The sequence below is a fragment of the Gordonia hydrophobica NBRC 16057 genome, assembly GCF_001592365.1.
GTDB classification, from domain to species: Bacteria; Actinomycetota; Actinomycetes; order Mycobacteriales; family Mycobacteriaceae; genus Gordonia; species Gordonia hydrophobica.
The window spans coordinates 399,233-424,855 of sequence record NZ_BCWU01000002.1; the positions used below are offsets into that span (position 1 = coordinate 399,233).

At 68.0% G+C, this 25,623-nt stretch carries 20 protein-coding genes and 1 pseudogene; 11 read left to right on the top strand and 10 right to left on the bottom strand.

All coding sequences use genetic code 11. The features are described from left to right. Position 1: 1 nt before the first annotated feature. The 3 genes from GH2_RS05380 to ku all read right to left on the bottom strand — a co-directional run bounded on the left by GH2_RS05380 (position 2) and on the right by ku (position 3,020). The gene (locus tag GH2_RS05380; protein WP_066164004.1) at positions 2–478 is read right to left on the bottom strand and encodes a DUF4334 domain-containing protein; all 477 of its coding nucleotides are present in this window, start codon (positions 476–478) and stop codon (positions 2–4) included. 54 nt (positions 479–532) lie between these two features. After that, positions 533–1,999, bottom strand: a complete 1,467-nt coding sequence (locus GH2_RS05385; protein WP_066164009.1) for a flavin-containing monooxygenase — start codon at positions 1,997–1,999, stop codon at positions 533–535. A 94-nt stretch (positions 2,000–2,093) separates the two neighbouring features. Beyond that, a complete protein-coding gene (ku, locus tag GH2_RS05390) occupies positions 2,094–3,020 on the bottom strand; it encodes a non-homologous end joining protein Ku (RefSeq protein ID WP_174545325.1) in 927 nt (308 codons plus the stop codon). A gap of 39 nt (positions 3,021–3,059) precedes the next feature. On the opposite strand from ku, the gene ligD reads away from it, so the two are divergent. Continuing rightward, on the top strand, positions 3,060–5,039 hold the full coding sequence (gene ligD / locus GH2_RS05395) for a non-homologous end-joining DNA ligase (protein WP_066164349.1): 1,980 nt from the start codon (positions 3,060–3,062) through the stop codon (positions 5,037–5,039). 10 nt (positions 5,040–5,049) lie between these two features. Here the strand turns inward: ligD and GH2_RS05400 are convergent, their stop codons facing one another. Next, positions 5,050–5,475, bottom strand: coding sequence for a nitroreductase family deazaflavin-dependent oxidoreductase (locus GH2_RS05400; RefSeq protein ID WP_066164014.1), 426 nt, complete (start codon positions 5,473–5,475; stop codon positions 5,050–5,052). Between the two features lie 107 nt (positions 5,476–5,582). Between GH2_RS05400 and GH2_RS05405 the strand changes: the two genes are divergently transcribed. The 7 genes and pseudogenes from GH2_RS05405 (at position 5,583) to GH2_RS05435 (ending at position 12,547) form a co-directional block, all read left to right on the top strand. Beyond that, positions 5,583–6,176 (top strand): CHAP domain-containing protein, encoded by a 594-nt coding sequence (locus GH2_RS05405; protein ID WP_066164351.1) that lies wholly within the window; start codon positions 5,583–5,585, stop codon positions 6,174–6,176. Between the two features lie 230 nt (positions 6,177–6,406). Further along, positions 6,407–7,153: an SDR family NAD(P)-dependent oxidoreductase gene (locus GH2_RS05410; RefSeq protein WP_066164017.1), complete on the top strand. Its 747-nt coding sequence runs from the start codon at positions 6,407–6,409 to the stop codon at positions 7,151–7,153. 26 nt (positions 7,154–7,179) lie between these two features. Continuing rightward, positions 7,180–8,424: pseudogene (locus GH2_RS05415) on the top strand (AMP-binding protein); the annotation flags it as partial. An 81-nt stretch (positions 8,425–8,505) separates the two neighbouring features. Then, complete coding sequence (locus tag GH2_RS21960) at positions 8,506–8,877, top strand: AMP-binding enzyme (RefSeq protein WP_239588403.1); 372 nt, start codon at positions 8,506–8,508, stop codon at positions 8,875–8,877. Next, positions 8,874–10,904, top strand: a complete 2,031-nt coding sequence (locus GH2_RS05425; RefSeq protein WP_066164028.1) for an NADPH-dependent 2,4-dienoyl-CoA reductase — start codon at positions 8,874–8,876, stop codon at positions 10,902–10,904. Before GH2_RS21960 ends, GH2_RS05425 begins: the two co-directional genes overlap by 4 nt. 25 nt (positions 10,905–10,929) lie before the next feature. After that, positions 10,930–11,718 (top strand): enoyl-CoA hydratase/isomerase family protein, encoded by a 789-nt coding sequence (locus GH2_RS05430; RefSeq protein ID WP_066164030.1) that lies wholly within the window; start codon positions 10,930–10,932, stop codon positions 11,716–11,718. Between the two features lie 31 nt (positions 11,719–11,749). Continuing rightward, positions 11,750–12,547: an enoyl-CoA hydratase/isomerase family protein gene (locus GH2_RS05435; protein ID WP_066164352.1), complete on the top strand. Its 798-nt coding sequence runs from the start codon at positions 11,750–11,752 to the stop codon at positions 12,545–12,547. Between the two features lie 26 nt (positions 12,548–12,573). On the opposite strand, the gene GH2_RS05440 is transcribed toward GH2_RS05435, so the two are convergent. Further along, a complete protein-coding gene (locus GH2_RS05440) occupies positions 12,574–13,206 on the bottom strand; it encodes a TetR/AcrR family transcriptional regulator (protein WP_066164033.1) in 633 nt (210 codons plus the stop codon). 346 nt (positions 13,207–13,552) lie between these two features. On the opposite strand from GH2_RS05440, the gene GH2_RS05445 reads away from it, so the two are divergent. Beyond that, positions 13,553–14,134 (top strand): TetR/AcrR family transcriptional regulator, encoded by a 582-nt coding sequence (locus GH2_RS05445; RefSeq protein WP_066164036.1) that lies wholly within the window; start codon positions 13,553–13,555, stop codon positions 14,132–14,134. 130 nt (positions 14,135–14,264) lie between these two features. On the opposite strand, the gene GH2_RS05450 is transcribed toward GH2_RS05445, so the two are convergent. Beyond that, on the bottom strand, positions 14,265–16,103 hold the full coding sequence (locus tag GH2_RS05450) for a flavin-containing monooxygenase (RefSeq protein WP_066164040.1): 1,839 nt from the start codon (positions 16,101–16,103) through the stop codon (positions 14,265–14,267). A 199-nt stretch (positions 16,104–16,302) separates the two neighbouring features. On the opposite strand from GH2_RS05450, the gene GH2_RS05455 reads away from it, so the two are divergent. After that, a complete protein-coding gene (locus GH2_RS05455; RefSeq protein WP_239588360.1) occupies positions 16,303–17,502 on the top strand; it encodes a GAF domain-containing protein in 1,200 nt (399 codons plus the stop codon). 161 nt (positions 17,503–17,663) lie between these two features. Then, entirely contained in the window at positions 17,664–18,413 is a 750-nt protein-coding gene (locus tag GH2_RS05460; RefSeq protein ID WP_066164047.1) for a metallophosphoesterase family protein, read from the top strand. An 11-nt stretch (positions 18,414–18,424) separates the two neighbouring features. On the opposite strand, the gene GH2_RS05465 is transcribed toward GH2_RS05460, so the two are convergent. The 4 genes from GH2_RS05465 to pntB form a co-directional block, all read right to left on the bottom strand. Next, entirely contained in the window at positions 18,425–21,256 is a 2,832-nt protein-coding gene (locus GH2_RS05465) for a hypothetical protein (RefSeq protein ID WP_066164050.1), read from the bottom strand. 87 nt (positions 21,257–21,343) lie between these two features. Continuing rightward, the gene (locus tag GH2_RS05470) at positions 21,344–23,107 is read right to left on the bottom strand and encodes an HSP90 family protein (protein ID WP_066164053.1); all 1,764 of its coding nucleotides are present in this window, start codon (positions 23,105–23,107) and stop codon (positions 21,344–21,346) included. Positions 23,108–23,173: 66 nt separating this feature from the next. Next, on the bottom strand, positions 23,174–24,022 hold the full coding sequence (locus GH2_RS05475) for an ERCC4 domain-containing protein (RefSeq protein ID WP_244885310.1): 849 nt from the start codon (positions 24,020–24,022) through the stop codon (positions 23,174–23,176). A 141-nt stretch (positions 24,023–24,163) separates the two neighbouring features. Further along, a complete protein-coding gene (gene pntB, locus GH2_RS05480) occupies positions 24,164–25,621 on the bottom strand; it encodes a Re/Si-specific NAD(P)(+) transhydrogenase subunit beta (protein WP_066164058.1) in 1,458 nt (485 codons plus the stop codon). Positions 25,622–25,623: the final 2 nt, after the last annotated feature.

Below are 25,623 nucleotides of genomic sequence, written 5' to 3' on the forward strand. Positions count from 1 at the left end.
CTCAGTCTCGCACCAGAAAGAAGTAGAAGTGCCGGTCGCGAACCAGAGAGGTCTTGCCGTTCATGATCCCCATGAGTGTGGTGGCGTCGACGCGTTTGAAGTGGTCGATCACCGGCTGACCGTCGTAGACCATCGACGCGGTGACCTCGCCGCGGAAGCCGACCTCCCACAGGCTCGCCTCCCCCTTGCCGATCTCTTTGTTGGAGTACAGCTTCCCGTCGTCGTCGCGGCACACCATCGGCGCGACGTCGTACCGACTGCGGAACCACTTGCCGTGCCAGCGCACCGTCGCCAACTGCCCGTCCATCGGATGTCCGGACGGAAGCTCACCGCCGCGCCAGTCGCCGAGGATCTCATCGACGGTGACCGTCGGGAGCGCCGCCCAGATCGCGTCGAGCCGGTCGGGATCGCTGATCTCCTGCGATTCGACGCGGCGGAAGAAGTCGGCGACGGCATCATCGCGAGTCAAGTGAGACATATCCATAGGATACGTCTCAATCCGGTCGAGTGCCGCCTCTCCACGCTTGTCGCGTCACGCGAACGTCATCTCCTCTTCGACGTCGTACTTGCGCGCGTCGATCGCGTCGAGGATCAGGTTGTGTCGCACCTGCCACGGTGCGCGGTCGCCGGCCTTCGGCAATCGTCCGCCCGCACGTTTCACATAGCCCGAATCGAGTTCCAACAACGGGTGCGCCTTCGGCGTGGCACCGCGCAGCGACGGCACCGCACGAGTGAAACCGTGATCGCGCATGTAGCGGAGCAGTTCGGCCACCGCTTGCGCCGTGAGATCGACCCGGAGCGTCCACGATGCATTGGTGTAACCGACCGACCACGCCAGGTTGGGGACGTCGTTGAGCATGTAGCCGCGGTAGGCGTACTTCTCACCGGGCTCGATCGGCTCGCCGTCGATCGACAGGTGCGCGCCGCCGAAGGTGACCAGGTCCAGGCCGGTCGCCGTGACGATGATGTCGGCCTCGAGGTGACGTCCCGACTCGAGATCGATCCCGGTGGCGGTGATCTGTGCGATGGTGTCGGTCGCGACGTCGGCCGTGCCGTTCTTGATGGCGCGGTAGAAGTCCCCGTCGGGGATGATGCACAGCCGTTGATCCCACGGCTCGTACCTCGGTTTGAAGTGCGTGTCGACGTCGAAGCCCTTGGGCAACAGAGAAATCGCGATCCGGCGCAGCATCCGGCGGGAGAGTTTCGGGAACGCCCGGCAGAACAGGAACAGCAGCATGGTGGCGATGGCGTTGCGCCAGCGCGTGATGTTGTGCGACACCTGCGGCGGCAACACTCGCTGCAGGAGCTTCGTCAGCCCGTCCTCCCACGGCAGCGGGAACATGTAGCTCGGCGACCGCTGCAGCATGGTGACACTGCCCGCCTGGGGCGCCATCGAGGGAATGAGGGTCACGGCGGTGGCGCCGGAGCCGATCACCACGACGTTCTTACCCGCGTAATCGAGGTCCTCGGGCCAGAACTGCGGGTGCACGAACGTTCCCTGGAAGTCCTTCTCGCCGGGGAACTCCGGGCGGTAGCCGGTCTCGTATCGGTAGTAACCGGTGCACATGTAGAGGAACCGCGTGACGATGGCCGTGGGCTCGCCGTCGATCAGCGCGTCGACGGTCCAGAGGTCGGTCGAGGTGTCGAAATCGGCGCCGGCGACGTCGACGTTGAACGTGATGTGCTCGGCGATGCCGAAATCGCTCGCCGTCTGCTCCAGGTATTCCCGGATCTCGCCGCCCTGCGCCACGGTGCGCTTTCCACGCCACGGGTTCCACGGGAAACTGAGGGTGAAGATGTCCGAGTCGGACCGCACGCCCGGGTACCGAAACAGGTCCCAGGTGCCTCCGATACGACTGCGCCGCTCCACGATTCGGTAATCGAGTCCCGGATTCTGCTCCCGCAACCGATAGGCGGTGTCGATCCCGGACAGTCCGGCTCCGACGATCAAGACGTCGAGCGGATCCTCGTTGGTCCCGTGCTGGCGAACATCACTCATCTCCGCTGGGCCTCCCCTGGCGTCACCGAATCACTATGGTCTGCATCACTGTACAGACCAGATCGGACAGTGCCGCCGGTCTCGCCGCCCCGGGTCAGCCCGCCGCGCGCCGGGGCGCGGCCTTCTTCGCTGCCGACTTCTTCGTCGCAGCCGCCTTCTTGGCAGCCGTCTTCCTGGCGGGCGTCTTCTTTGCCGTCTTCTTCGGCTCGTCCTCGCCGTCGTCCCCATCGTCGTCGGCGACGTCGCGCCCGCGACCCTTGACCGACGCCCGCAGCGCGGCGAGCAGGTCCGCGACCTCCGAGTCGTCGTCGTCCGCCGCCTCTTCCGCCTCGGGGAACGCTTCGCCGCCCCCGGCGCGCGCCTCGATCAGTTTGCTCAATTCCGCCTGGTAGGTGTCCTCGAACTGGCTGGGATCGAAGTCCGACGCCATGGTCTCGATCAACGACGCCGCCATGTCGAGTTCCTGGTCGCGGATCTCGACGTCGGAGTTCAAGAAGTCGAAATCGGGGACACGGACCTCGTCGGGCCACAGCAGGGTCTGCAATGTCATGACGCCGTCGATCACCCGCAGCGCGGCCAGTCGCGTCTTGTTCCGCAACGTGAAGTTGGCGATGGCGAGGCGTTCGGTGGTCTCGAGCGCCTTGGCGAGCAGCACATACGCCTTGGGCGATTTGGACGACGGCTCCAGGTAGTACGGCTTGTCGAAGTAGATCGGATCCACTTGCTCGATCGGCACGAACTCCAGGATCTCGATCTCGGGACTCTTGCTGACCGGCAGCGACGCGAGGTCGTCCTTCGTCAGGATCACCCGGTCGCCGCTCTCGGATTCGTAGGCGTTGGCGATCTTCGAGAACTCGACCTCGGTGTCGGTTCCCTCGCGGACTCGGCGGTATCGGATCCGCGCCCCGTCCGCAGAATCGACCTGATGCGAGGTCCGGTCGTGACTCTCCGTGGCTGAGTAGACCTTGACCGGCACGTTGACCAGACCAAAGCTCAGATCGCCTCTCCAGATCGAGCGCATGTCGGCCATTGTGCCAGTACCGAGGGCACAATGGCGTCCATGACGCGATCGCAGCTGGAGGTCGACGGGCGCTCTGTCGCGCTCACGAACCTTGAGAAGGTGCTGTATCCCGACACCGGCACCCGGAAGTTCGACGTCGTCGACTATTACATCCGCATCGCCGAGGCGATGCTGCCTCACCTCGCGTCGCGTCCGGTCACGCGGAAGCGCTGGCCGGGCGGCACCGAGTCCGCGCCGTTCTTCGAGAAGACCCTGCCCGCGGGCACCCCCGACTGGGTGGCTCGCTTCACCATCGAGCACGCCGAACGCAAGACCGTCTATCCGGTGGTCCGGTCCGCGGCGGATCTGGTGTGGCTGGCGCAGGTCGCCGCCCTCGAACTGCATGTGCCGCAGTGGCGGATCGATCTCTCCGACGACGTCGACCGTCGCACCGATCGCATCGTCCTGGACCTCGACCCAGGACCGGGCGTGCGCCTCGACGAGTGTGCGCGCGTCGCGATCGACATCAAGGGCATGCTCGACGGCGCGGGCCTGCCGTCGTTCCCGGTCACCAGCGGCAGCAAGGGGATTCACGTCTACGCACGCCTGGCCGCACCGGTGCGCTCGGAGTCGGCACGAGCGGTCGCGAAGCAGATCGCGACCGCCATGGCGCAGACGTCTCCGCAGACGGTGACCGCCGTGATGGCCAAGGCGCAGCGCGACGGGAAGGTCTTCATCGACTGGAGCCAGAACACCGCCGCCAAGACCACGCTCGCTCCGTATTCGCTGCGAGGACGGTCCCGCCCGTTCGCCGCCGCACCCCGGACCTGGGACGAACTCACAGAGCCCGGCTTGACGCAGCTGGAGTTCACCGACGTGCTCGATCGCTACGACCTCGACGGCGATCTCCTCGCAGAACTGTCCGGCGCGGCGTCGCCGAGGATCGCCCCGGCGCCGGCCGACGACACCGTGATCGACCTGGGCGAGTATCGGAAGAAGCACTCGTCCCGCTCGCGGCGCGCCAGTGCGACACCGCCGCCGCCCGACACAGTGGCACCGCACCCCACGGCCCCGTCCCCCCTCGCGCGCCCCACTGTGCGATCGGCGCTCCTCGAACTCCGTCCGATGCTGGCCACCGACGACCCGATCGACGGTCTGGCCGACGACTGGGCGTACGAGGGCAAGTGGGACGGTTTCCGCACGCTGATCCGGGTGATCGGCGGGCGGGCACGGCTGATCTCCCGGTCGGGCAACGATCTGACCGGCGATTTCCCCGAGCTGACCGTGGTCGCCGACTGCCTGCGACGCGACGGCGAACCGGTCGACGCGGTGCTCGACGGCGAGATCGTCGCCGTGAACTCAGCGGGCATCACCGATTTCTCCCTGCTCGCCTCCCGGAAACGGACCGCGGAACCGCACGAGCTGCGAGTCCATCTGTTCGACGTCCTGTACCTCGACGGCGTCGAGCTCTGGGATCAGCCGTGGGACGTGCGGCGCGAGGTCCTCGACTCCTTGGACTACTTCGACGGCGAGCCGCTGATCGACGTCCCGCCCCTTCTTCCCGGCCCCGCTGAGGTCGCCGTCGCCGTCGCCCGTGAACGCGGGTGGGAAGGGGTGGTCGCGAAACGACGCGCCGCCCGCTACACGAGCGGACGGCGCAGTCCGGATTGGCGCAAGCAGAAGAACTGGAACAGCGTCGAAGTGGTGATCGGCGGGTACCGGCCCGGCCGTGGATCGGAGTCGAGGATCGGTTCGCTCCTCGTGGGTCTGCCCGCCGAACGCGGCCTGCGCTACCTCGGTCGCGTCGGCACCGGATTCACCGACGCCGAACTCGACGACCTCCTCGAGGAGCTGCGACCGCTGCAGATCAGCAGATGCCCGTTCGTCGACGACATCGACAAGCCCGTCGCGGGCAGCGCCACCTGGGTCCTGCCGAAACTCGTCGCCGACGTCGCGTTCATGGACTGGACGTCGACCGGGCACCTGCGCCACCCGAGTTGGCGCGGCATCCGCCGCGACAAGCTGCCGGGTGATCTGTAGGCGATCGCGCCTATTCCAGCACGAACACCGGAATCAATCGGCTCGTCTTCTCCTGGTACTCGGCGTAGGGCGGGTAGGCGGCGACAGCCACCTCCCACCAGTGGTCACGCTCCTCACCGGCAGGCAATTCCCGCGCGGTCATGGTCTTGACGAGGTCTCCGTCCTGCACCGTGATCTCCGGGTGCGCCTTCACGTTGAAGTACCACGACGGGTGCTGCGGGGCGCCGCCCTTCGACGCGACCATCGCGTACTTGCCGTTCTCCTCGACCCGCATCAGCGGCGTGTACCGCTGTTTGCCGGACTTGGCGCCGACGGTCGTGTAGAGCACGATCTGCATGCCCATCACTTGCACTGCGTCGGTGGTGCCTGCCGCGAGGACCTTCTCGGTCTGATCGCGGACCCAGTCGGTGGGGCTCAGTTCAGGAGTTTCACTCATGGGATCGATGGTAGGTCCGTCGGCGAGTGGTCGGCCACGATTTCTCGCGGTTGGTGCGTCACACCGCGACCCCGCCGACGGGCCGCCGCCTCGTTACCCTGGCACCCATGTCGCCGAAACGCCGCAGGTTCGCCATCGCTCTCGCGGTGGTCGCCGCACTCCTGTGCGGTGCGACGGTGGTCGCCGTCCAGGCGGGTGCCATCGGCTTCGTGACCACGTGGTGGAACAACCGCGACCGGGCGTTCCCCGACCTCGACACGGCCGCGATGTCGCCGACGCAGCAGCGGATCGTCGCCGTCACCCGCGCTGAGTTCGAGTCACAGCCCGACGGCACCCGGTTCTCCGAGGGGATCGACGAGGACTGGTGTGCCGACTTCGTCAGCTGGGTGATGCGCGAGTCCGGGGCCCCGTTCGCCAATCCGCATTCGGGTCACTGGCGCATCCCCGGCGTCTACACGCTGACCGAGTACTTCCAGGCGCAAGGCCGCTTCAGGCCGGCCGACTCCGGCTACACACCGAAGACCGGTGACGTGATGCTGTACTCCACCGCATCATTCTTCCGGCAGCACACCAATATCGTGCTCGACTACGCCGACGGCCGCGTCACGACCGTTGGTGGCAACGAGTGGGGCGGGCACGTGAAGGTGAACGAGTTCGCAATCGGCGGATACGTGGGCCTGGTCGGCTACGGCGTGCTGTAGCCGCCGCCGACCCCCGAAACAGCACGCCGACGAGAGAGCCGATCCCGGTATTTCGGGATCGGCTCTCTGTCTGCGATGCGCCACTACGTTCTACCGAACATACTATCTATCGACTTGTTAGATGGTTTCTCGACCACACGGTTGATTATATTGGTCTTTCCTCCTTACGATGAGTCCGAATCGCAGGTCAACGGACTGTTACGCCTCCCACCCGAACGGAGACCCCCTTGATGAACTCCCAGAAAATCGCCCTGGTGACCGGCGCCGCGTCCGGAATCGGTCGCGCGATCGCCCTTCACCTGGCAGGCACTGGCGCGCACGTCGCGCTCGTCGATCGCGACGCGGACGGCCTGGCGGCCACCGTCGCCGACATCGCCGCCGGCGGCGGCGAATCGACACCCTTCCCGACCGACCTCGCCGATCCTGCGGACATCCTGCAACTGCGCGACGACGTCGCCGGTCGGCTCGCACTGCCCGACGTCATCGTCAACGCCGCGGGCTTCGACCGGGTGGAGCCGTTCCTCGACAACGACGACGCCCTGTGGACCGGGCTCGTCGCAGTCAACTACCTCGGGCCGGTGCGACTCTGTCACGCCTTCCTCACCTCGATCGTGGCCGCGGAACGCACCGTGAAGATCGTCAACATCGCCTCCGACGCTGGACGCGTCGGCAGCATGGGCGAGACCGTGTACGCGGGCACGAAGGGCGCGCTCATCGCGTTCAGCAAATCTCTCGCCCGCGAGATGGCCCGCCACCAGATCAACGTCAACTGCGTGTGCCCCGGCCCGACCGACACGCCGCTGTTCGACACGCTCCCCGAGAAGATCCGCGCGGGCCTCACCCGCGCGATCCCGTTCCGTCGGCTCGGCACGGCCGACGAAGTAGCGGCTGCGGTGGGCTTCTTCGCCTCCTCCGACGCCGACTTCGTCACCGGCCAGGTGTTGAGCGTGTCCGGCGGACTGACGATGGCCGGCTGACCGAAGACCGGAGACAGGAGCAGGACATGCAGCACCCCGACAACGGCGTCGACATCGAATCCGATTCGCCCACAATCGATCCGACGGCCCGCGCAGACTACGTCGCCCACGGGTGGTGGCGTGAGCGCACCCTGATCGACGACCTCGGCGACCATGCGGGCAGTCGCGGCGACAAACCCGCGATCATCGCGCACCGCGCCGTCGACGGCACCACAACCCTCACCTACGCCGAGCTCGCCGCGACCGTCGACCGTTACGCGGCCGCGCTCCTGGATCTCGGGGTCCGACCCGGCGACATCGTCTCGTTCCAGCTCCCGAACTGGTGGCAGGTCAGCGCCTTGCACCTCGCAGCGGGACGGATCGGCGCCGTGACCAACGCGATCCTGCCGATCCTCCGACACCGGGAGCTCGGCTTCATCCTCGGCAGGCTGCGGTCGACGGTCTTCGTCACCGCGAGAACGCACAACGGGTTCGACTACGCCGCAATGGCCGCCGAGGTCGCCGCGGGCATCGACGGACTCGACCACGTCTTCGCCATCGGCCCGGGGCCGTTGCCCGACGGTGTCGCATCATTCGACGCGTTCTTCGACGACCCCGCGCATGCCGCGGCCCACCCGCGCGCCGAGCTCGACCGCCTGCGCCCCGACCCCGATGCGATCTCGCAGATCCAGTTCACCTCGGGAACCACCGGTGAGCCCAAGGGCGTGGTCCACACGTGGAACACGGTGTACGCCGGGTTCATGCCGTCGGTCGTCGCCCTCGGCCTGACCGCCGACGACGTCCCGCTCGGCTTCTCCCCGCTCGCTCACACGACGGGTTTCTACACCGCGGTGTCGATGCCGATCTGCCTGGGCCAGACAGTGATCCTGCAGGACCTGTGGGATCCGGACGTCACGCTACGACTCGCCGACGAGTTCGGTGGGACCTGAGCCCTTGCGGCGACGCCGTTCGTCGTCGACCTCTGCGCCGCCGCCGAGCGATCCGGCCGTCGGCCGCGCACCCTGCGCCGGATCAGCTCGGCCGGCGCACCGATCCCGCCGTCGTTGATCGCCCGCGCTCGACAAGCGCTCGACGCGCAGGTGTTCGCCGTCTGGGGCATGACCGAAGTCGGCGCGCTGACCTCCACTCTCGCCTCCGACGCGCCCGACCGCGCCGCACGCAGCGACGGTCGCCCGATGGCGTGGAACGAACTCCGGATCTTCGGTGACGGCACCGACGAGGCCCCGCGCGGCACGGTGGGGCGACTCGCCGCGCGCGGTGCGTCGGTACTGGTCACCTACTTCCAGCGCCCGGATCTGTTCGCGGCGTCGTTCATCGTCGACGACTGGTTCGACACCGGCGATCTCGCCGTGATGGACGACGACGGGTACATCCGGATCGCCGGTCGCTCGAAGGACCTGGTGATCCGCGGCGGCGAGAACATCCCGGTCGTCGAGGTCGAAGGGCTGCTGCTCGAGCATCCCGACGTCGACGAGATCAGCATCGTCGGTGTCCCCGACGACCGCCTCGGTGAGCGGGCGGCTGCCGTCGTCGTGCCCACTGATCGGGCAGCGCCGCCGACGCTCGCCGACCTGACCGAGTTCCTCGCGCGCAAGCAGACGGCGAAGCAGTTCTGGCCCGAGTACCTGACCGTCGTCGACGCACTCCCCCGCACCGCCACCGGCAAGATCCAGAAGTTCCGTGTCCTCGAACTCGTCTCCCTTGAAGGAGGGCAGCCGTCATGACCGCACATCCACGACTCCTCGAACCGCTGCAAATCCGCGACATCACCGTGCGCAACCGCATGGTGATGGGTGCGATGCACACCCGTCTCGAGACCCTCGACAGGCCGGTGGAGCGGCTCGTGGAGTTCTACCGCGCCCGCGCGAAGGGCGAGATCGGGCTGATCCTGACCGGCGGCTTCGCACCGCATCCGGACGGCCGGATGGATCCGGAGAGCGGCGTCCTGGACTCCCCCGAGGCGATCGTCGAAGGCGGTCACCGCGAGATCACCCGCGCCGTGCACGACGAAGGCGCCACCATCGTCCTGCAGATCCTCCATGCCGGCCGCTACGCCAAGGTGCCCGGGTGCGTCGGGCCGACCGATGAACGTGCTCGCATCAACCGATTCGTGCCGCGGACTCTCGCCACCGACGAGGTCTGGGATGTCGTCGATCAGTTCGTCACGACCGCCCGACTGGCCCGCGAGGCGGGCTACGACGGCGTCGAGATCATGGGGTCGGAGGGCTACCTGCTCAACGAGTTCATCGCCGAACGCACCAACACCCGGACCGACGAGTGGGGCGGCGACCGCGACGGCCGGTTCAAACTGCCCCTCGAGATCGTGCGTGCCGTGCGCGCCGCGGTCGGACCCGATTTCCTGGTGGTGTACCGGATCTCGTCGATCGATCTGGTGTCGGGCGGGCTGACCGCCGACGACGTCGCCGAATTGGCGCGCCGCGTCGAGCAGACGGGCGCCGACATCATCAACACCGGAATCGGCTGGCACGAGTCGACGGTGCCGACCATCGCCGCGAGCGTTCCCCGCGCAGCATGGGCGTTCGCCACCCGTCTGGTGAAAGACGCGGTGAGCGTCCCGGTCATCGCCTCGAACCGGATCAACATGCCCGACGTCGCCGAGGATCTCCTGGTCGACGGCGTGGCCGATCTCGTGTCGATGGCGCGGCCGCTGCTCGCCGATCCGGAGTTCGCCAAGAAGGTCCGCGAGGAGCGAACCGACGAGATCTGCACGTGCATCGGCTGCAATCAGGCGTGCCTCGACGCGATCTTCACCGATCGCGCGGCGACGTGCATGGTGAACCCGAAGGCCGGACGCGAGCTCGACTTCCTGCTCCCGATGCCGACGATCCGACGACGTGTGGCCGTCGTCGGCGCGGGCCCCGCCGGTCTGGCGTACTCGGTCAACGCCGCCGAACGAGGTCATCTGGTGACTCTGTTCGACGGCAGCGACCAGATCGGCGGCCAGCTCAACATGGCGCGGCAGGTCCCCGGCAAGAACGAGTTCAACGAGGCCCTCCGCTACTTCCGGACGCGCCTGGCAGGGTTGGGCGTCGAGATGCGGCTCGGCACCGTCGCCGGCGTCGCGGAGCTGGCAGGCTTCGACACCGTCGCGGTCGCCACGGGCGTCACACCGCGAATTCCAGCCATCGACGGCATCGACCATCCCAAGGTCATGACCTACATCGACGTGCTGACCGGTGCCAAGACGCCCGGAGACTCCGTCGCGATCATCGGAGCGGGCGGCATCGGCTTCGACGTCGCCGAGTTCCTCCTCGGCGACGAGAAGGAGTCGGTGGACCCGCACGCCTTCGCCGAGGCGTGGATGGTCGACCAGTCTCTCGCCCGTCCGGGCGGCCTCCTCGCCGAAGCGCGCCGCGAGTCGGGCCCGGCATCGCACGCGATCACCCTGATGCAGCGCAAGCCGGAGCGACTCGGTCGGAATCTCGGCAAATCGACCGGCTGGATCCTCAAGAGCCGCCTCGTCCACGCCGGCATGTCGGAGGTGGCGGGCGCCACCTATCTGCGGATCGACGACGAGGGCCTGCACTACAGCGTCGACGGCGACGCCCACGTCCTCGACGTCGACACCGTCATCGTCTGCGCCGGGCAGGTCAGCGAACGCACCCTCTACGACGAGCTCGTGGCCGCAGGCGTCGAACCCGTCCTCATCGGCGGCGCCCACACGGCAGGCGAACTCGACGCCGTCGCCGCGATCGGGCAGGCCACCCGCGCTGCCTACGAACTCACCTGACATCTCCACCCGAAAGGACTCCACCATGCAGTTCGACAGCTATCAACGACTTCTGTTCGAGCGCCGCGAGAACGGCGTTCTGCTCATCACCATCAACCGACCCGAGAAGCACAACGCCGCCGACTCGGCGATGCTCGCCGAGTTCACGCGCGTCTGGAAAGACGTCGCCGCCGACGAGGCCACGCGCGCCGTCGTCATCACCGGAGCCGGCCGCGCCTTCTCCGCGGGCGGCGACCTGAGCGAGGAGATCGACAAGCTCGACGACTTCCCCTCGGTGGTGAAGACGCTCGAGGAGGCCCGCGGCCTCGTCGCAGGCATGGTCGAGTGCGACAAGCCGGTGGTCTCCGCGATCAACGGCGCCGCGGCGGGAGCCGGTCTCGCGATCGCGCTGCTGTCCGACATCAGCATCATCGGCGAGGACGTCGCCTTCACCGACGGCCATGTGAAGATCGGGCTCGCGGCGGGCGATCACTCCGTCATCATCTGGCCGCTCCTGTGCGGCATGGCGAAGGCGAAGTACCTGCTCTTGACCGCCGACCGCATCGACGGCCGCGAGGCCGAGCGGATCGGCCTGGTCAGCAAGGCGGTCCCGCGCGAGGAGGTCCTCACCGAAGCCCTGCGCATCGCCGACCAGTTGGCCCGCAGTCCGCGCTACGCGGTCCAGTGGACCAAGCATGCGCTGAACAACTGGTTGCGGCTGGCCATGCCGTCGTTCGAGGCGTCGCTCGGTCTGGAGATGTTGACGTTCTTCTCGCCGGATGCGAAAGAAGGCATGTCGGCGTTCTTGGAACGCCGACATGCCCAGTTCGAGTGACCGACCGAACCCTGCACCGCAAGGAGAGATGATGACTGAGAACCTCAACGACCGTCTGCTCTGGGACGCCGACGACGGCGTCGTGCGCATCACCCTGGCCCGGCCCGACCGCGGAAACGCCCTCGACCTCGCGATGGCCCGCGCCTTCCGCGAGGCGACCGAACGCGTGCGAGTCGGCGCGGCGCGCGGCGAGCTCCGCGTCGTCGTCCTCGATGCGCAGGGCAAGCTGTTCTGCGTCGGTGGCGACCTCGAGGAGTTCGTCGACGCCGACGACCGCTCCGCGAACATCGTCGAGACCGCCGACGAACTGCACGCGGGCATCGAGATCCTGCACACCGTCCCGGTGCCGGTGGTCAGCGTGATTCAGGGTTCCGCCGCGGGCGGCGGACTCGGGATCGCCCTCACCGGCGACATCGTGCTGGCCTCCGCGGAGGCGAAGCTCCGCGTGGCGTACAGCGCGGCGGGCCTGTCGCCCGACTGCGGCACCACGTGGGTGCTGGCGCGCAGGCTCGGCACCGCCAGAGCACTCGACCTCGCCCTCACCAACCGGTTCTTGACCGCCGACGAGGCGCAGGCATGGGGACTCATCAGTCGATCCGTACCGGCCGACGCGCTCGCCGCGACGGCGGCCGAGGTGATCGACACCCTGCGAACCGGGTCGACCCCCGCGCAGGCGGCGATCAAGAATCTGATGACCAGCGCCGACGAGACGTCGTTGCGGATCCAGTTGCAGCGCGAAGCGGCGACGATCGGGCGGATCGTCGACGGCGACGACGCCGTCGAGGGCATGACCGCGTTCCTCGAGAAGCGCGTGCCCCGGTTCGCCTAGACGACCGACCGCGGCCGCGCTACGACTCAGCCGAAGAGTCGCAGCGCGGCCGCAACCGTGTCGGCCCGCAGTTCCGGCGAGCTCTCTGACCGTGCCTCCGGGCGCAACCAGACCGACGCCTGGTTGAGGATGCCGTGCAGGCACTGCAGGGTGACGTTGAGGTTGGGAACCGAGAACTCGCCGTCGGCGATGCCGCGCTCGGCCACCGTGCGGAACACCTCGTCGTGCCGCCGACGCATGTCTTTCATCGGCTCTTCAAAGGCCTCGGGCCACGCGCGCGGCCACGAGAAGGCCGCGGCGACCTCGGGGGCCGTCTCCGTCAGAATGAGGATCTGCTCGTCGATCAGCGCGGCGAGCATCTCACGCGCGGGTACCTCGCCGACGGCTTCCTCACGGGCCCGCAGGCGTCGGAGCACTTCTTGGGTCAGCGCCTCGAGCGCTTCCGCCACCAGCTCGTCTTTGGACGAGAAGTAGTGATAGAGCGTCGCTTTCGCGATATCTGTCTGCTCGGCGACGTCTTCCAGACTCATCCCCGAGTACCCGACATCGGCCAGCACGGTGTTCGCGACCTTGATGATCTCGGCTTTCCTGCGGTCGCGTCGACGGGAAACCCGCGTCGAGCCCTTGACCGGCTGCCCCTCACCGACGTCGGCGCTCAACCCACCACTCCTCACCAGTTCTGATACCCGTCCAGAGTACTAGGGCGTGCCGGGGCCGCGGCAGGAGGAACGGTCCGAGACCGGTGACGAGCCTCGACTACCCGACGAGGGCTCGGCAGTCGCGCGCCACCCCTTCGGCATGCGGGTGTGAGCTCGCGCGAACCGGGAGGCCGTGCCGGATCGCATGAGCCTGATGGATCGCACGCGCGACCATGCTCACGGTTCGCCACAACGATGTCAGCACTGCCAGTCCTCCTCATTCCGCGGGACGCATGGGTGTATCGGCGAAGCTCTCAGCTCCGCCCACGCGTCGTATACCGACCTGTATACCACTATACTCACCTGTATGGCTATCGACGTGCAACCCCGGACTCTCACCCCTGCGGCGCGCGCGATCCTCGACTCGGCCGCACGGCTGTTCTATGCGGAGGGCATCAACTCGGTCGGTGTCGACACCATCGCCGCCGACGCCGGCGTGACGAAGAAGACGCTGTACGACCAGTTCGGGTCCAAAGCCGCCGTCGTCGTCGCCTACCTGACCGAACGGGACGAACGCTTCCGCGAGTGGGTCGATGCGTCGATCGCGAAGGAGTCGTCGGCCGATGCCAAGGTTCTCGCGGTGTTCGACGCGCTGAGCTCGTGGATGAATGCCAACAGTTTCCGCGGCTGCGCCTTCGTCCACGCTCACAGCGAGCTGATCGGCGACCCGGACCACCCGGCCCACGCCGTGATCCGGTCGGAGAAGGTCTGGTTGCGCGAGCTCTTCGAGGAGCTCGTCGGCGCCCGCCCGAGCCCCGACGCACCCAGCCTCGCGGTCCAGCTCGTCACCTTGATCGAAGGGGCCAGCATCATGCGCTCGATCTCGGACGTCTCCGATGCGATCCCCGACGCGCGAGCAGCCGCGGCCACTCTGCTGCGCAACCGCTGATCCGGCCGCCCCACCCGGCGCCGACAGACCCGAAACGCCCTGGGCGTCGACGTTCGCTCAGGGTTGAAGTCCTAGCGAATATCGACGCCCAGGGCGTTTGACGTGCCTGCGCGGGCGAGCGCGCCGTCCGTCAGCTCAGGTGGTGCACCTCCTGCAGGCCGTAGACGGGGGTGTCGAGGCCCTCGAAGCGGGCCTTGAGCTGGAGCGCCAGGTACAGGGAGTAGTGGCGCGACTGGTGCAGATTGCCGCCGTGGAACCAGAGGCCGGGCTGCTGGGTGGGCTTCCACATGTTGCGCTGCTCGCCCTCCCACGGGCCCGGATCCTTGGTGGTGTCGGAGCCGAGGCCCCACACCTTGCCGACGCGGTCGGCGATCTCCTGGCCCATCAGATCCGCGGCCCAGCCGTTCATGGAGCCGTAGCCGGTGGCGTAGACGACGACGTCCGCGGGCAGCTCGGTGCCGTCGTCGAGCACCACCGAGTTCTCCGTCAGATGGTCGACGCCGCCGTGCGCCAGCTTGATGGTGCCGTCGGCGACCAGCTCGCACGCGCCGACGTCGATGTAGTAGCCCGAGCCGCGCCGCAGATACTTCATGAACAGGCCCGAGTCGTCGTCGCCGAAGTCGAGGTCGAACCCCGCATCCTCCAGTCGCTGGTAGTAGTCCTTGTCGCGCTCGCGGATCTCGTCGTACAGCGGGATCTGGAACTGGTGCATGATCTTGTACGGCAGCGACGCGAAGGTCATGTCGGCCTTCTTGGTCGTCATGCCGTTCTGGACGGCCTGTTCTGAGTAGAGCGCGCCGAGGCCGATCTCCATCAGCGAGCTCGACCGGACGATATGGGTCGACGATCGCTGGACCATCGTCGTGTCGATGCCCGACTCGACGAGCGCCTTGCAGATGTCGTGCGCCGAGTTGTTGGCACCGATGACCACGACCTTCTTGCCGATGTAGCCGTCCGGTCCGGGGTGCTTGCTCGAGTGGTGCTGATCGCCCGCGAAGACGTCCTGGCCGGTGAAGTTCGGGACGTTGGCCTTGCCGGACATGCCGGTGGCGAGCACCAGTTGCGTCGGATGCAGCGTCATCGGCTCACCGTCGCGGACCACTTCGACGGTCCACTTGCCCGCCGCCTCGTCGTAGGTGGCCGACGTGCACTCGGTCTTGCTCCAGTACGGCACCTCCATCACCTTGGTGTAGAACTCCAGCCAGTCGCCGACCTTGTCCTTCGGCGCGAAGACCGGCCAGTTGGCCGGGAACGGCAGGTATGGGAGGTGGTCGTACCAGACCGGATCGTGCAGGCACAGAGTCTTGTACCGGCCGCGCCACTGGTCGCCGGGACGGTCGTGCTTGTCGACGACGATCGACGGGACGCCCAGCTGACGCAGTCGGGCGCCGAGCGCGATGCCGCCCTGCCCGCCGCCGATGACGAGGACGTACGGCTGGACGGCGCGCCCGAGCTCGGCTTCCTCGTCCTCGCGCTTCTCCGCCCACGACCGCGGGTCGGGGTCGCTGCCGTGCACGGCGCCCATCGGCCGCGAGAACCCGTTGCGCTCCTCGTGACCCTTCAGCTCCTGCAGGGTGGTGAGCAGCGTCCAGGCGCGGTCGACGCCGTCGGCGTCCTCGCGGATGCGCAGGTGGCCGTCGCCGCGGCCGCTCGCGGTCTCGAACTCGATGAACGCTTCGGCGACGCCGTCGGAGTCCGTCGCGTCCTCCGTGCGGGCGAAACCGCCGGCGGCGGTCTCCTGCTGCCGCTCGGACAGCATCGCGATGATCTGGTCGTGGCCTTCGACGGTCTTGAGGTTCCACGTGAACGAGACGAGGTCGCGCCAGTACGAGTCGGCGACGAACAGCTCGGCGACGGTCGTCGGATCGCCCGAGGCCAGCGCGGTGTTGAAGCGGCTGAGCCACGCGTCGATCCGCTCGCTGGGCGTTCGCGCCACGGTCCCGGCCGGCCGGTCGATTGTCTGCGTCATGGGAGTGTCCTTTCACTGCCGGTTCATCACGTCTGTGATTCACAGCACACCCGATGCCAACTGTGACGACAAGGGTTGCAGGGGGTTGCAACCACGCCCCGACGTTGCAGCGCATTGCATCGTGCTTGACGCGCACGACCGCTGCGGCCACGCTGGGGTGACCACTATGACGTGGAACACAGCGGCGAAAGGACGGGGCATGCAGCCGGAACCTGCGATCACCTCGGCCGACGACCCGCGTGAATTCGCCGCGACCCTGTCCGCGATGTACGACGCCGCCATGTCCGGCGGCAAGATGCCCGCGCATCCGCGCGCCGTGATCAGCGAATCGTGGGCCCGCGCCGCCGACGCCGGCGTCGACCCCGAGCACGGGACCGACGACGACCCGCTGACCTTCGCTGCCGTGCAGCAGCGCCGCGCCGAGTCCGGCCTCGCCGACAGTTTGGAGGCCATCGTCGGCGGCCTGAGCGCCGTCGTCACCGACAGCGACAACCTCGTCATCGTGGCCGATGCCTCCGGACACGTGCTCTGGCGCGCCGGCGAGAGTCGCGCACTGCGGCGCGCCGATCGGCTCAGGTTCACCGAAGGCGCATCGTGGACCGAGAAGCACGTCGGCACCAATGCGATCGGCACCGCACTCGCCGCCCACCGTCCCGTCCAGGTGTTCTCGGCCGAGCACTTCGTCCGCTCGCATCACGCGTGGACCTGCACCGCCGCACCGATCCGCGATCCGCGCACCGGCGAACTGCTCGGCGTGATCGACGTCAGCGGACCGGCGCCGTCGATCCATCCGGCCACCCTCGCCCTGGTCCACTCCGTCGCTCTCCTGACCGAAGCGCAACTGCGCGAACAGCATCGCGCTCAGCTGGACCTGCTGCGCAGCGTCGGAGCACCGATCGTCAGCCGGGTCGGGCAACCCGCAGTGGTGATCGATCAGCACGGCTGGGTCGCAGCCGTGAACCAGGTGCCCGCCGTAGCCCGCATCGCGATGTCCCGTCCGCTGGTGGCGGGTCGCTCGGTGATCGGCTCGCTGGGGCTGTGCGACGTGGATCCGCTTCCCGGCGGGTGGCTGGTCCGCGCCGCGCAGAACGCCGATCCCCACGGCACCGTGATCTCGGTGACCGCCGAGACCGACGGCTCCGTGAGCGTCCACGTCGAGTCGGGGGCCGCGGGATGGACGTTCCGGCCGTCGCCCCGACACCTGCAGATCATCGAGCTCCTGGCCGACCATCCGGAGGGCCTCACCGCGTCAGCGCTGGCGACCGAGCTGTTCGGCTCACCCGATCGCACGGTGTCCGCCCGCGCCGAGATGTCGCGCCTGCGCAAACACCTGCGGGAACTCCTCGCGAGCTCCCCCTACCGGTTCACCGAGTCCGTCCAGGTCCGCTTCGCGGCCTGACCCGGGCGGGGCGGCACCGGTCCCGCGCGGTCGCGGCGTGCTCGCGCCCACATCGGCGGTTCCGACACGACCTGACCTCAGACTGCGATGTCGTCTAATGTCGTCACGAGATAACGGCGCTAGCCTGGATCAGGAAACAGCCGATGCCCTGAAGGAGTCGCATGTTCGTCGTCGCGCAGATCAGCGACCTCCACTTCGATGGGACGACAGACCGCCGCAAGCGGGTCGCTGCGGTGATGGACTACTTGAACGGTCGCTGCGGCGGTCCCCGGAACATCGATGCGCTGCTGGTCACCGGGGACATCGCCGACGAGGGGCTCCCCGAGGAGTACCGCGAGGCCGTCGAGGCGCTCAGCACCGACATCCCGACGCTGATGACGCTCGGCAATCACGACGACCGGACGGCGTTCAACTCCGTGGTGTACGACATGGAGTCGTGCAGCGAGCCGGTCAACTCCGCGCTGCGGCTCGACGGCCTGCTCATCTTGGCGCTCGACTCGTCGATCTCGGGACGCTCCGACGGCTATCTGGCTCGCGGCACCCTGGACTGGGCGCGCACCCAGATCGCCGAAGCCGACCCCGGCACGGCCGTCCTCGTCGGATTTCACCATCCCGCGCTCCCGATCGGGATTCCGTTCATCGACGACCGCTGCCAACTCGACCCCGCGCTGCTCGCCGAGTTCATCGACGAACACCCCACCATCGTCGGCACCGTGTCCGGCCATGCGCACACGCCCGCGGCGACGATGTTCGCCGGCCGCCCGCACATCGTCGCCCCCGGCGTCGCCTCGACGCTCAACCTCCCCTTCGAGGGCACCGACGTCGTCAACACCGTGCAGCGCCCGGGTGTGGCCTTCCACCTCATCGACGACGGCGCCCTGACCACCCATTTCCGCGGCATCCCCTCCTGACCGACCGTCCTTTAGAAGTCGTCCAGGTAGTCGTCGAGGTCGAGTAGGCCCGCGTGGTCCGGGTCCAGGTCCAGGCCCCGCTCGACCAACGTCCGGGCGCGCTCCCGAGCGGCGTCATCGTCGGAGACCAACTCGACGAGCGCAGCCAGATGCAACCCGGTGATCTCCAGATCCGTCCACTGTCCCGCCACCGCCCGGTCAATCGCGGCGGCCAGGATGGCGGCCGCCTGCGGCGGATCGTCGTGGCGGACGATCTCGGCACGGGCGAGCTCGAGCCGCACCCGCTTGTAGGCCACCTGCTCCGCCGAGTCCGGATCCCCGTCCAGTGCGTCGTAGACGTCGGCGGCCTTCTGCAGGTAGTTCGACGCGGCGACACCATCACCGCCGAAGTACGCGGCCAGCGCTGCGGTGCGGTACGCGTCGCCGACCTCGAACAGGGCGCCGATCCGGGTGTAGAGGTCGGCGGCGACACCGAGGTCGTCCACCGCCTCCGCGTAACGTTCCAGATCCATCAGCTCGCCGGCCCGCCCCTGCCGGACTTGCGCGACGTAGCCGGGATGCTCGTCGCCGGCCATCAGTTGCAGGACCGTGGTGAACGAGGTGACGGCGTCGGCGGGGAGACCCGCCGCGACCTGCGCCCGGCCGAGCACCTGCCAACCGATCATCGCGCTGCGGGTGTCGCCGCGCTCGTCCATGCGGGTGATCACCGGTCGTACCGCGTCGATGACGTCGCGCGGATCGTCCTCACGGAGCAGCCGGACGTGCGCCGAGTCCAGCATCGCGCCGTCGGCCGCGTGTGCGGCGCCGTCGACCGTCCAGACGGCGACCGCCTGTTCGTGATCATCGACCGCGTCGTTCAGCCGATCCATCGCGACCGCCAATTCGGCGCGCTGCTGCAGCATGGCACCGCGCTGGGAGTAGCGCGCATGCTCCACGGCCTCGTCCAGCAGGTGCCGCGCGGCCCGGAGATCCTGCGCGGACTGCACCCGCGCCGCGAAGCTCAACGCTTCCGCAAGCTCCGCCTGCGACTCCAGGACCTGGTCGGGGTGGGTCGCCGTCCGGACCATCTGCCGGGCGGCGAGGAGCGCGGCGTTGACCGCCTCGTCGGCAGGCCGTTCGCGACTCAGGAGGAGCGAGGCGGCAAGCAGGTGCAACGCCACCCGCATCGCTTCCACGTCCACCCGCCGATCGCGCGTCGAGGCCGACACGCCGTCGCTGAGCGGCAGCTCCCCTCGGTCGGCGGCCGCGAGCACGTCGAGTGCCCGCGCGATCGCCGCCTCGGCGCGCTCTGGATCTGTACCGCCCACCGCCGCGGCGACGATCCGCAGGTACGCGGCCTGCGAGATCGCCGACCACGACGGGGCGGGATCGGCGATGTCCGACAGCGCCGGCGAATCCACGGTGCCCAGCTCCGCCGCGGTGAGGTCGGCCATCAGCGCGGTCTGCGCCGCCATGCCCGGGAACTCTGACCGGATCGACGCCGCCACCTCGCGCATCGCCTCCACCGAAGCGGCAGGATCGGTTCGACGCAGATTCGACGCGAACACCACCTGCATGCGCGCGCGGTCGACGCCGGTCAGCTCGTCCGCCTTCGTGGCGAGGGCGTCGAGGCACGCGCTCGCACGGCGATCCGAGACCGAGCTGAACGCGCTGAACCCCGACAGCAGCTCGATCGCCGTGCGCTCGGCGATCGGCGTCAATCGTGCTGCGGGCGCACCGACGGCCGAGAGCGCGAGGATGCCCTCGATCTGCTCGGTGACCATCGAGTTGGCGTTGCGCACGTCGAATGCCCGAGCCGTCTCCCGTGCCGTCCGCGCGAGGTCGGCGGCCACGTCTGCGGTGGACCGCACCGCGGATCCCCGGCCCGACGGGTCCCCGGTGGTGATCACCGCGTCGGGGTCCGACGCCGCCACGGCTGCGAGAACAGCGGACAGCGCGGCGGCGCGGCGGGCCCGATCATGCGGCGTGGCCACGCTGTCGAGGCAGGTCAGGCGCTCCATCGCGATGCGGCGCGCGTGGTCGAGTTCGTTGAGCCGCAGCAGCACGATCATCGCGGTCGTCAACGATTCCGAGTGTGGCAGATCTCCGTAGTTCCGCTCGAGTTCGGTGACGCCGCGCAGCGCGTCGTCCCGACGCCCCAGCTGGGCGTACGACTCGACGAGCCCCATGTAGCTCTCGCCGGGGAAGAAATTGCAGCCGGTACCGTCATCCACGAGGTCGGCCTCAGCCACCGCGATCGCCCGCTCGTGCACACCCCACTGCGCGTACAGCGTCGCCACCAGCGACCGCGTGCCGCGATCGCACATGTGGGCGGGGCTCCGGAAGTCGGTGATGCCGTCGAGCAGTCCGAGCGCACGCTCACGGTCGCCGCGGTGCCACAGGATCTGCGCACGGGAGCACGCCGCGTGGGCCGTCGACGCGAATCCGGTTCCGTCGACCCGGCGTTCCCAGTCGGCGACGATCGCGTCCGCCTGGTCCAGCGACACCTCGGGCAGGCCGGTGATGGACTCGACCAGTTCGGCGAGGATCCGGTGCAGGGCGAGGTACCGGTCCGATGTCAGCGCGAGCTCGTTCTCGTGCTTGTCGAGGAATCGCATCATCCAGACGCCCAGGGTCAGTTGATCGGCGAGCCCGCCGTCCCAGGCTGCGGCCGTCGCCGCTTCCAGTCGCGCGACGAATCTCCAGTACGGATCGCCGATCTCGTCGGCGCGAGCGATCAACGACCCGAACGCAGCGAAATCCTCATGCCCGAAGCGGGGATCGCCGTAGCGGGCGTTCCAGATGTCGGCGCGCAGCCTGTCGAGATCGCTCGCGTGCGTCGGTGCGGTGTCGGGGTGACTCACAGCGTGTCCTCAGTGGTGGTCGTAGCGGGTGGGATCGGGGCGGCGTTCACGAGAGCAGGTGGTAGATCTCGTCGTGCAACGGCGAGGTCACGCCGACGTCGGCCGGGTGGCGAGATCGGCGAGCAGCATGATCGCCGAGTCGACGTCCCGCGCCAAGGCGTGCGGCAACGAGCGACGTGCACGGATCAGCGCCTGACCGAGGATCGTGCGGACCAGCGCACCGACCACCACCGGATCCGAGACACCGGGCAGTCGTGCCACCAATTCGTTCGCGACATTGAGCACCAGGACCGGACGGGTCGACGGCGGCTCCGCCTGCGCGTGGTCGATCGCGGCGACGGCCGCCAGCCAGACGTCGGTCTCGTCCGCAGCCTCCAGCATCTCGCGCCGATCGTGCGCTAGCTTCGCCGAGTCGTCGGTCAGCAGCAACGCGGACAGCGTGTCCGGATCGACGGACGTCAGCGCAACGTCGCAGTCGAAGGCCGCCAGCGTGGTCTCGGCGGTCGTGAGCACGTCCGCGAATCGGTCGCGGGTCGCGCTGTCGGTGTCGCCGAGCGCCGCAAGCAGCACCTCCTGGGTGACGTGTTCGCCGACGATCCGCGGATCGGTCCTGAGCAGAGTGCGGATCACCGCCGACTCGAAGGCGTACCCGGCGTTGACGAGTCCGAATCCACGGCCACCGAGGATGTCTGCCAGCACCCGGAAGTCGTCGACGCTGCCGGTGTAGCGGAGGTCGGTGAACCGGGCCCGGAAGGTGGCGAGCGGCATCGGACCGTAGTTGGTCTCGAACTCGCAGAACCGGTCGACGAAATCAAGCAGTTCCGGCCGATGCACGGCCAGCCCCTTGATCCCCTGTTCGTGGACCGCGAGGAACTTCTCGCGCAGCTCGGGCCGGGCGGCCAAGCCGGTCAACCAGTCGTGGACCTGCGTCCCGACCGCGTCGGCCACCTCGTGGAACAGGTCGTCGTGGATCAGGCTCTCCCGCGACGCCGTCGGAGTGAGCCCGGTGCCCAGCACCACGACGCGCACGAAGTACGCCCACTCCGGGACCAGATCGGCCACGTCGCCGACGAGCAGCCCCTTCAAGTAGACGCGGTGATGATCGCGGCGGACCAGATCGCCGCCGCTGGGTCGTACGAAGGCGATGCCGCGCAGGCCCGCCTGCGGGACGGACAGTTCCACCGAGTCGAGCGGGGTGAAGCCGAACTCCTCCTGACAGAACGCGACCTGGGCGGCCGCCCGCATCCCGGGGTTGTCGGCGAACAGGTCTTGCGGCGGGTTGACCCGCTGCCCGTTCACGAGCACGGGCGTACGGTTCAGTGCCGTGTACTCCGCGGCCAGCGCCGCGACGGCCTCGGCCTGCAGCCACCGTTCCATCCCCGGGCGAGCGACGATTCGCACCGTGGTGCCGACCGTGGATCGGTCTCCGGTCTCGGACCACACCGCACCTGCGGCGTCGCCGATCCATCGGACCGGCGCACTTCCCTCCGCCTTCGACGAGACCTCGATCCGATCGCCCGCCAGGAAGCCGCTGAGCAGCCCGACCCCGAACTGGCCGATCGTCTCCTGATCGGAGAACCCCAGCGCGTCGCGCTTCGAACTGCGTCCGATGGTGCCGAGAAGTCCGGCGATCTGTTCCTCGCTCATCCCGACGCCGTGGTCGACGATGAGGAATTCGGCACCGTCGGCGGTGATCTCGATCGGTGTCTCGGCGGTGCCTCGCACGCGCTGCGCATCGATCGCGTTCTGCAGGAGTTCGCGGACGAAGACGCCCGGCGTCGAATACAGATTGGTGCCCAGAACATCGATCAGTCCGCGCAGGTCGACGTCGAAGACCCCCGTTTGCTCCATGCGGAGAATGGTAGGGGAGCCTACCGACACCGTCATCTGTTGGGCCGACGCGCACGAGGCCTCGGCTCAGCCGTTCCGTTGCTCCCATGCCGTGCGGATCGCGCCGGGGATCCGCCCGCGTGCGGGCACCGCGAGCCCCTGGGCCGCTGCCCACGCACGGATCTCGGCCGGTGAGGCCGCGGGACCCTCCGCGATGGTCGCGACCACCGAGTCGGTCCCGAGCCGCTGCGAGTATTCGTGCACCGCCGCACCGAGCCAGCGGTACGACCACTCCTGCGCCAGACTCCGGTTGTCACAGAAGACGATCGGAACCTTCGGGAACCGGATCTGCGCTTCGGCGACGGCTTCGGCCAGCGATGCTCCCGCGGCGTGCTCCTGTTTGAAGACCTGGCTGTACGGCGCCTCCACGACCACCGCCGCGCGAAACAGTTCGGACATCTCAGCGAGGGCATAGTCGAGTTTGCCTGCGAGCAGGCTGGACGCGAGGTCTGCCATGCTCTTGCGTTCGATGCCGGCGACCAACTCGTCGCCGACGAACACGCCGTAGTCGCCCACGCGCAGCTTGCGCTTGGCGACGTTGGCCTGCTGGTGGCCGAACTTCCACGCATAGCGTTCGCCGGTGTCCACGACAATGTCGAGCACCGCGCCGTGAGCGCGTGCCGTCGGCAGGGCGACGTTCGGTCTGGCCTGTTTCGCCGTCTGGCGTGACTGCCAGAAGATCATCCCCCGCCCGCGTGCCCGCGTGATGACGAACTGCGACCGCGACTGACGTGCGCGGTCGACGACGAGATCGATCGCCGCCCCGCGTCTGCTGACCGACTTCACCGGCAGCGCCTCGACGATCTCTGCGCCCTCGGGCCAGCCCTCGGCCCGGTGGCAGTACACCTTGGCCGGCCCGGGCCAGGTGTCGCGCACTTTGAGCACGATGCCGCGCGGCCCGAGCGGGATGCGGACCAGGTACGTCGACTCCCCCCTCCCCCCCCCCGGAAAACACTCATGCCGTACTTCCAGCCCTCGGGGAGGGCCGAAAGTACGGCATGAGTCGTTGTGGACTTCTTAGAGCGCGGCGATGATGTCTTCGACGCGGTCTTTGGCGTCGCCGAACAGCATCTGGGTGTTCTCGCGGAAGAACAGCGGGTTCTGCACACCGGCGTAACCGGCGGCCATCGAACGCTTGAAGACGATGACGTCCTTGGCGTTCCAGACCTCCAGCACCGGCATGCCCGCGATCGGCGAGCCCGGGTCCTCAGCAGCGGCCGGGTTCACCGTGTCGTTGGCACCGATGACCAGCACGACGTCGGTCTCGTCGAAGTCGTCGTTGATCTCATCGAGCTCGAGCACGATGTCGTACGGCAACTTGGCCTCGGCCAGCAGCACGTTCATGTGCCCGGGCAGCCGACCGGCGACCGGGTGAATACCGAACCGCACATCGATGCCCTTGGCACGCAGCTTCGCGGTCAGATCAGCGACCGGGTACTGCGCCTGCGCAACAGCCATACCGTAACCCGGCGTGATGACCACCGACTTGGCGCCCGCCAACAACTCAGCGGCCGCATCGGCCTGAATCTCCCGGTGCTCACCGTAATCAGTGTCATCGGACGTGGGCGCCTCGATACCGAAACCACCCGCGATCACCGAGATGAACGACCGGTTCATCGCCTGGCACATGATGTAACTCAGGTACGCACCCGACGAACCGACCAGCGCACCGGTCACGATCAACAGATCGTTACCGAGCAGGAAGCCCGACGCGGCCGCCGCCCAACCGGAGTACGAGTTCAGCATCGAGATGACCACCGGCATGTCGCCGCCGCCGATCGACGCCACCAGATGCCAGCCCAGGAACAACGCCAACGCCGTGATGACACCCAACAGAATGAACGCCGCCGTCTGATCGGCATGAGTGTCCATCGCCACGTAGAAACCGGTCAGGACCGCGAACACCACCAGCGAACCGACATTGATCACGTTCTTGCCCGGCAGCATCAACGGCGCGGACTTCATCTTCGCCGACAACTTCAAGTTCGCCACGATCGAACCGGTCAAGGTCACCGCACCGATGAAGATGCCGATCGCGATCTCGGCCTCATGAATATTGGTCAACGACCGCAGGTTCTTACCCGGGTCGACCACATCGGAACCGTCGAAACCACCGATGGCGCCGTTCCAGCCGATCAGCACCGCCGCCAGACCGACGAACGAGTGCAGCAACGCGATGAGCTCGGGCATGCCGGTCATCTCGACGATCTTCGCCTGCCACAGACCGACCAGCGCACCGATGACGATGGCGCCGAACAACAGCAGGATCGGAATCAACTTCACATCGATCTCATCGAGATCGAAGACCCGCTCGAGCACCACCGCGATGGTGGCGACCAACGCGATCGCCATACCGACGATGCCGTAGGTCAAACCACTCTTGGCCGACTCATGCTTCGACAGACCCGCGAGCGAGAGAACGAACAGCAGTGAGGCGATGACATACGCCGCAATAGAGACTGCAGTAATGGTCATGG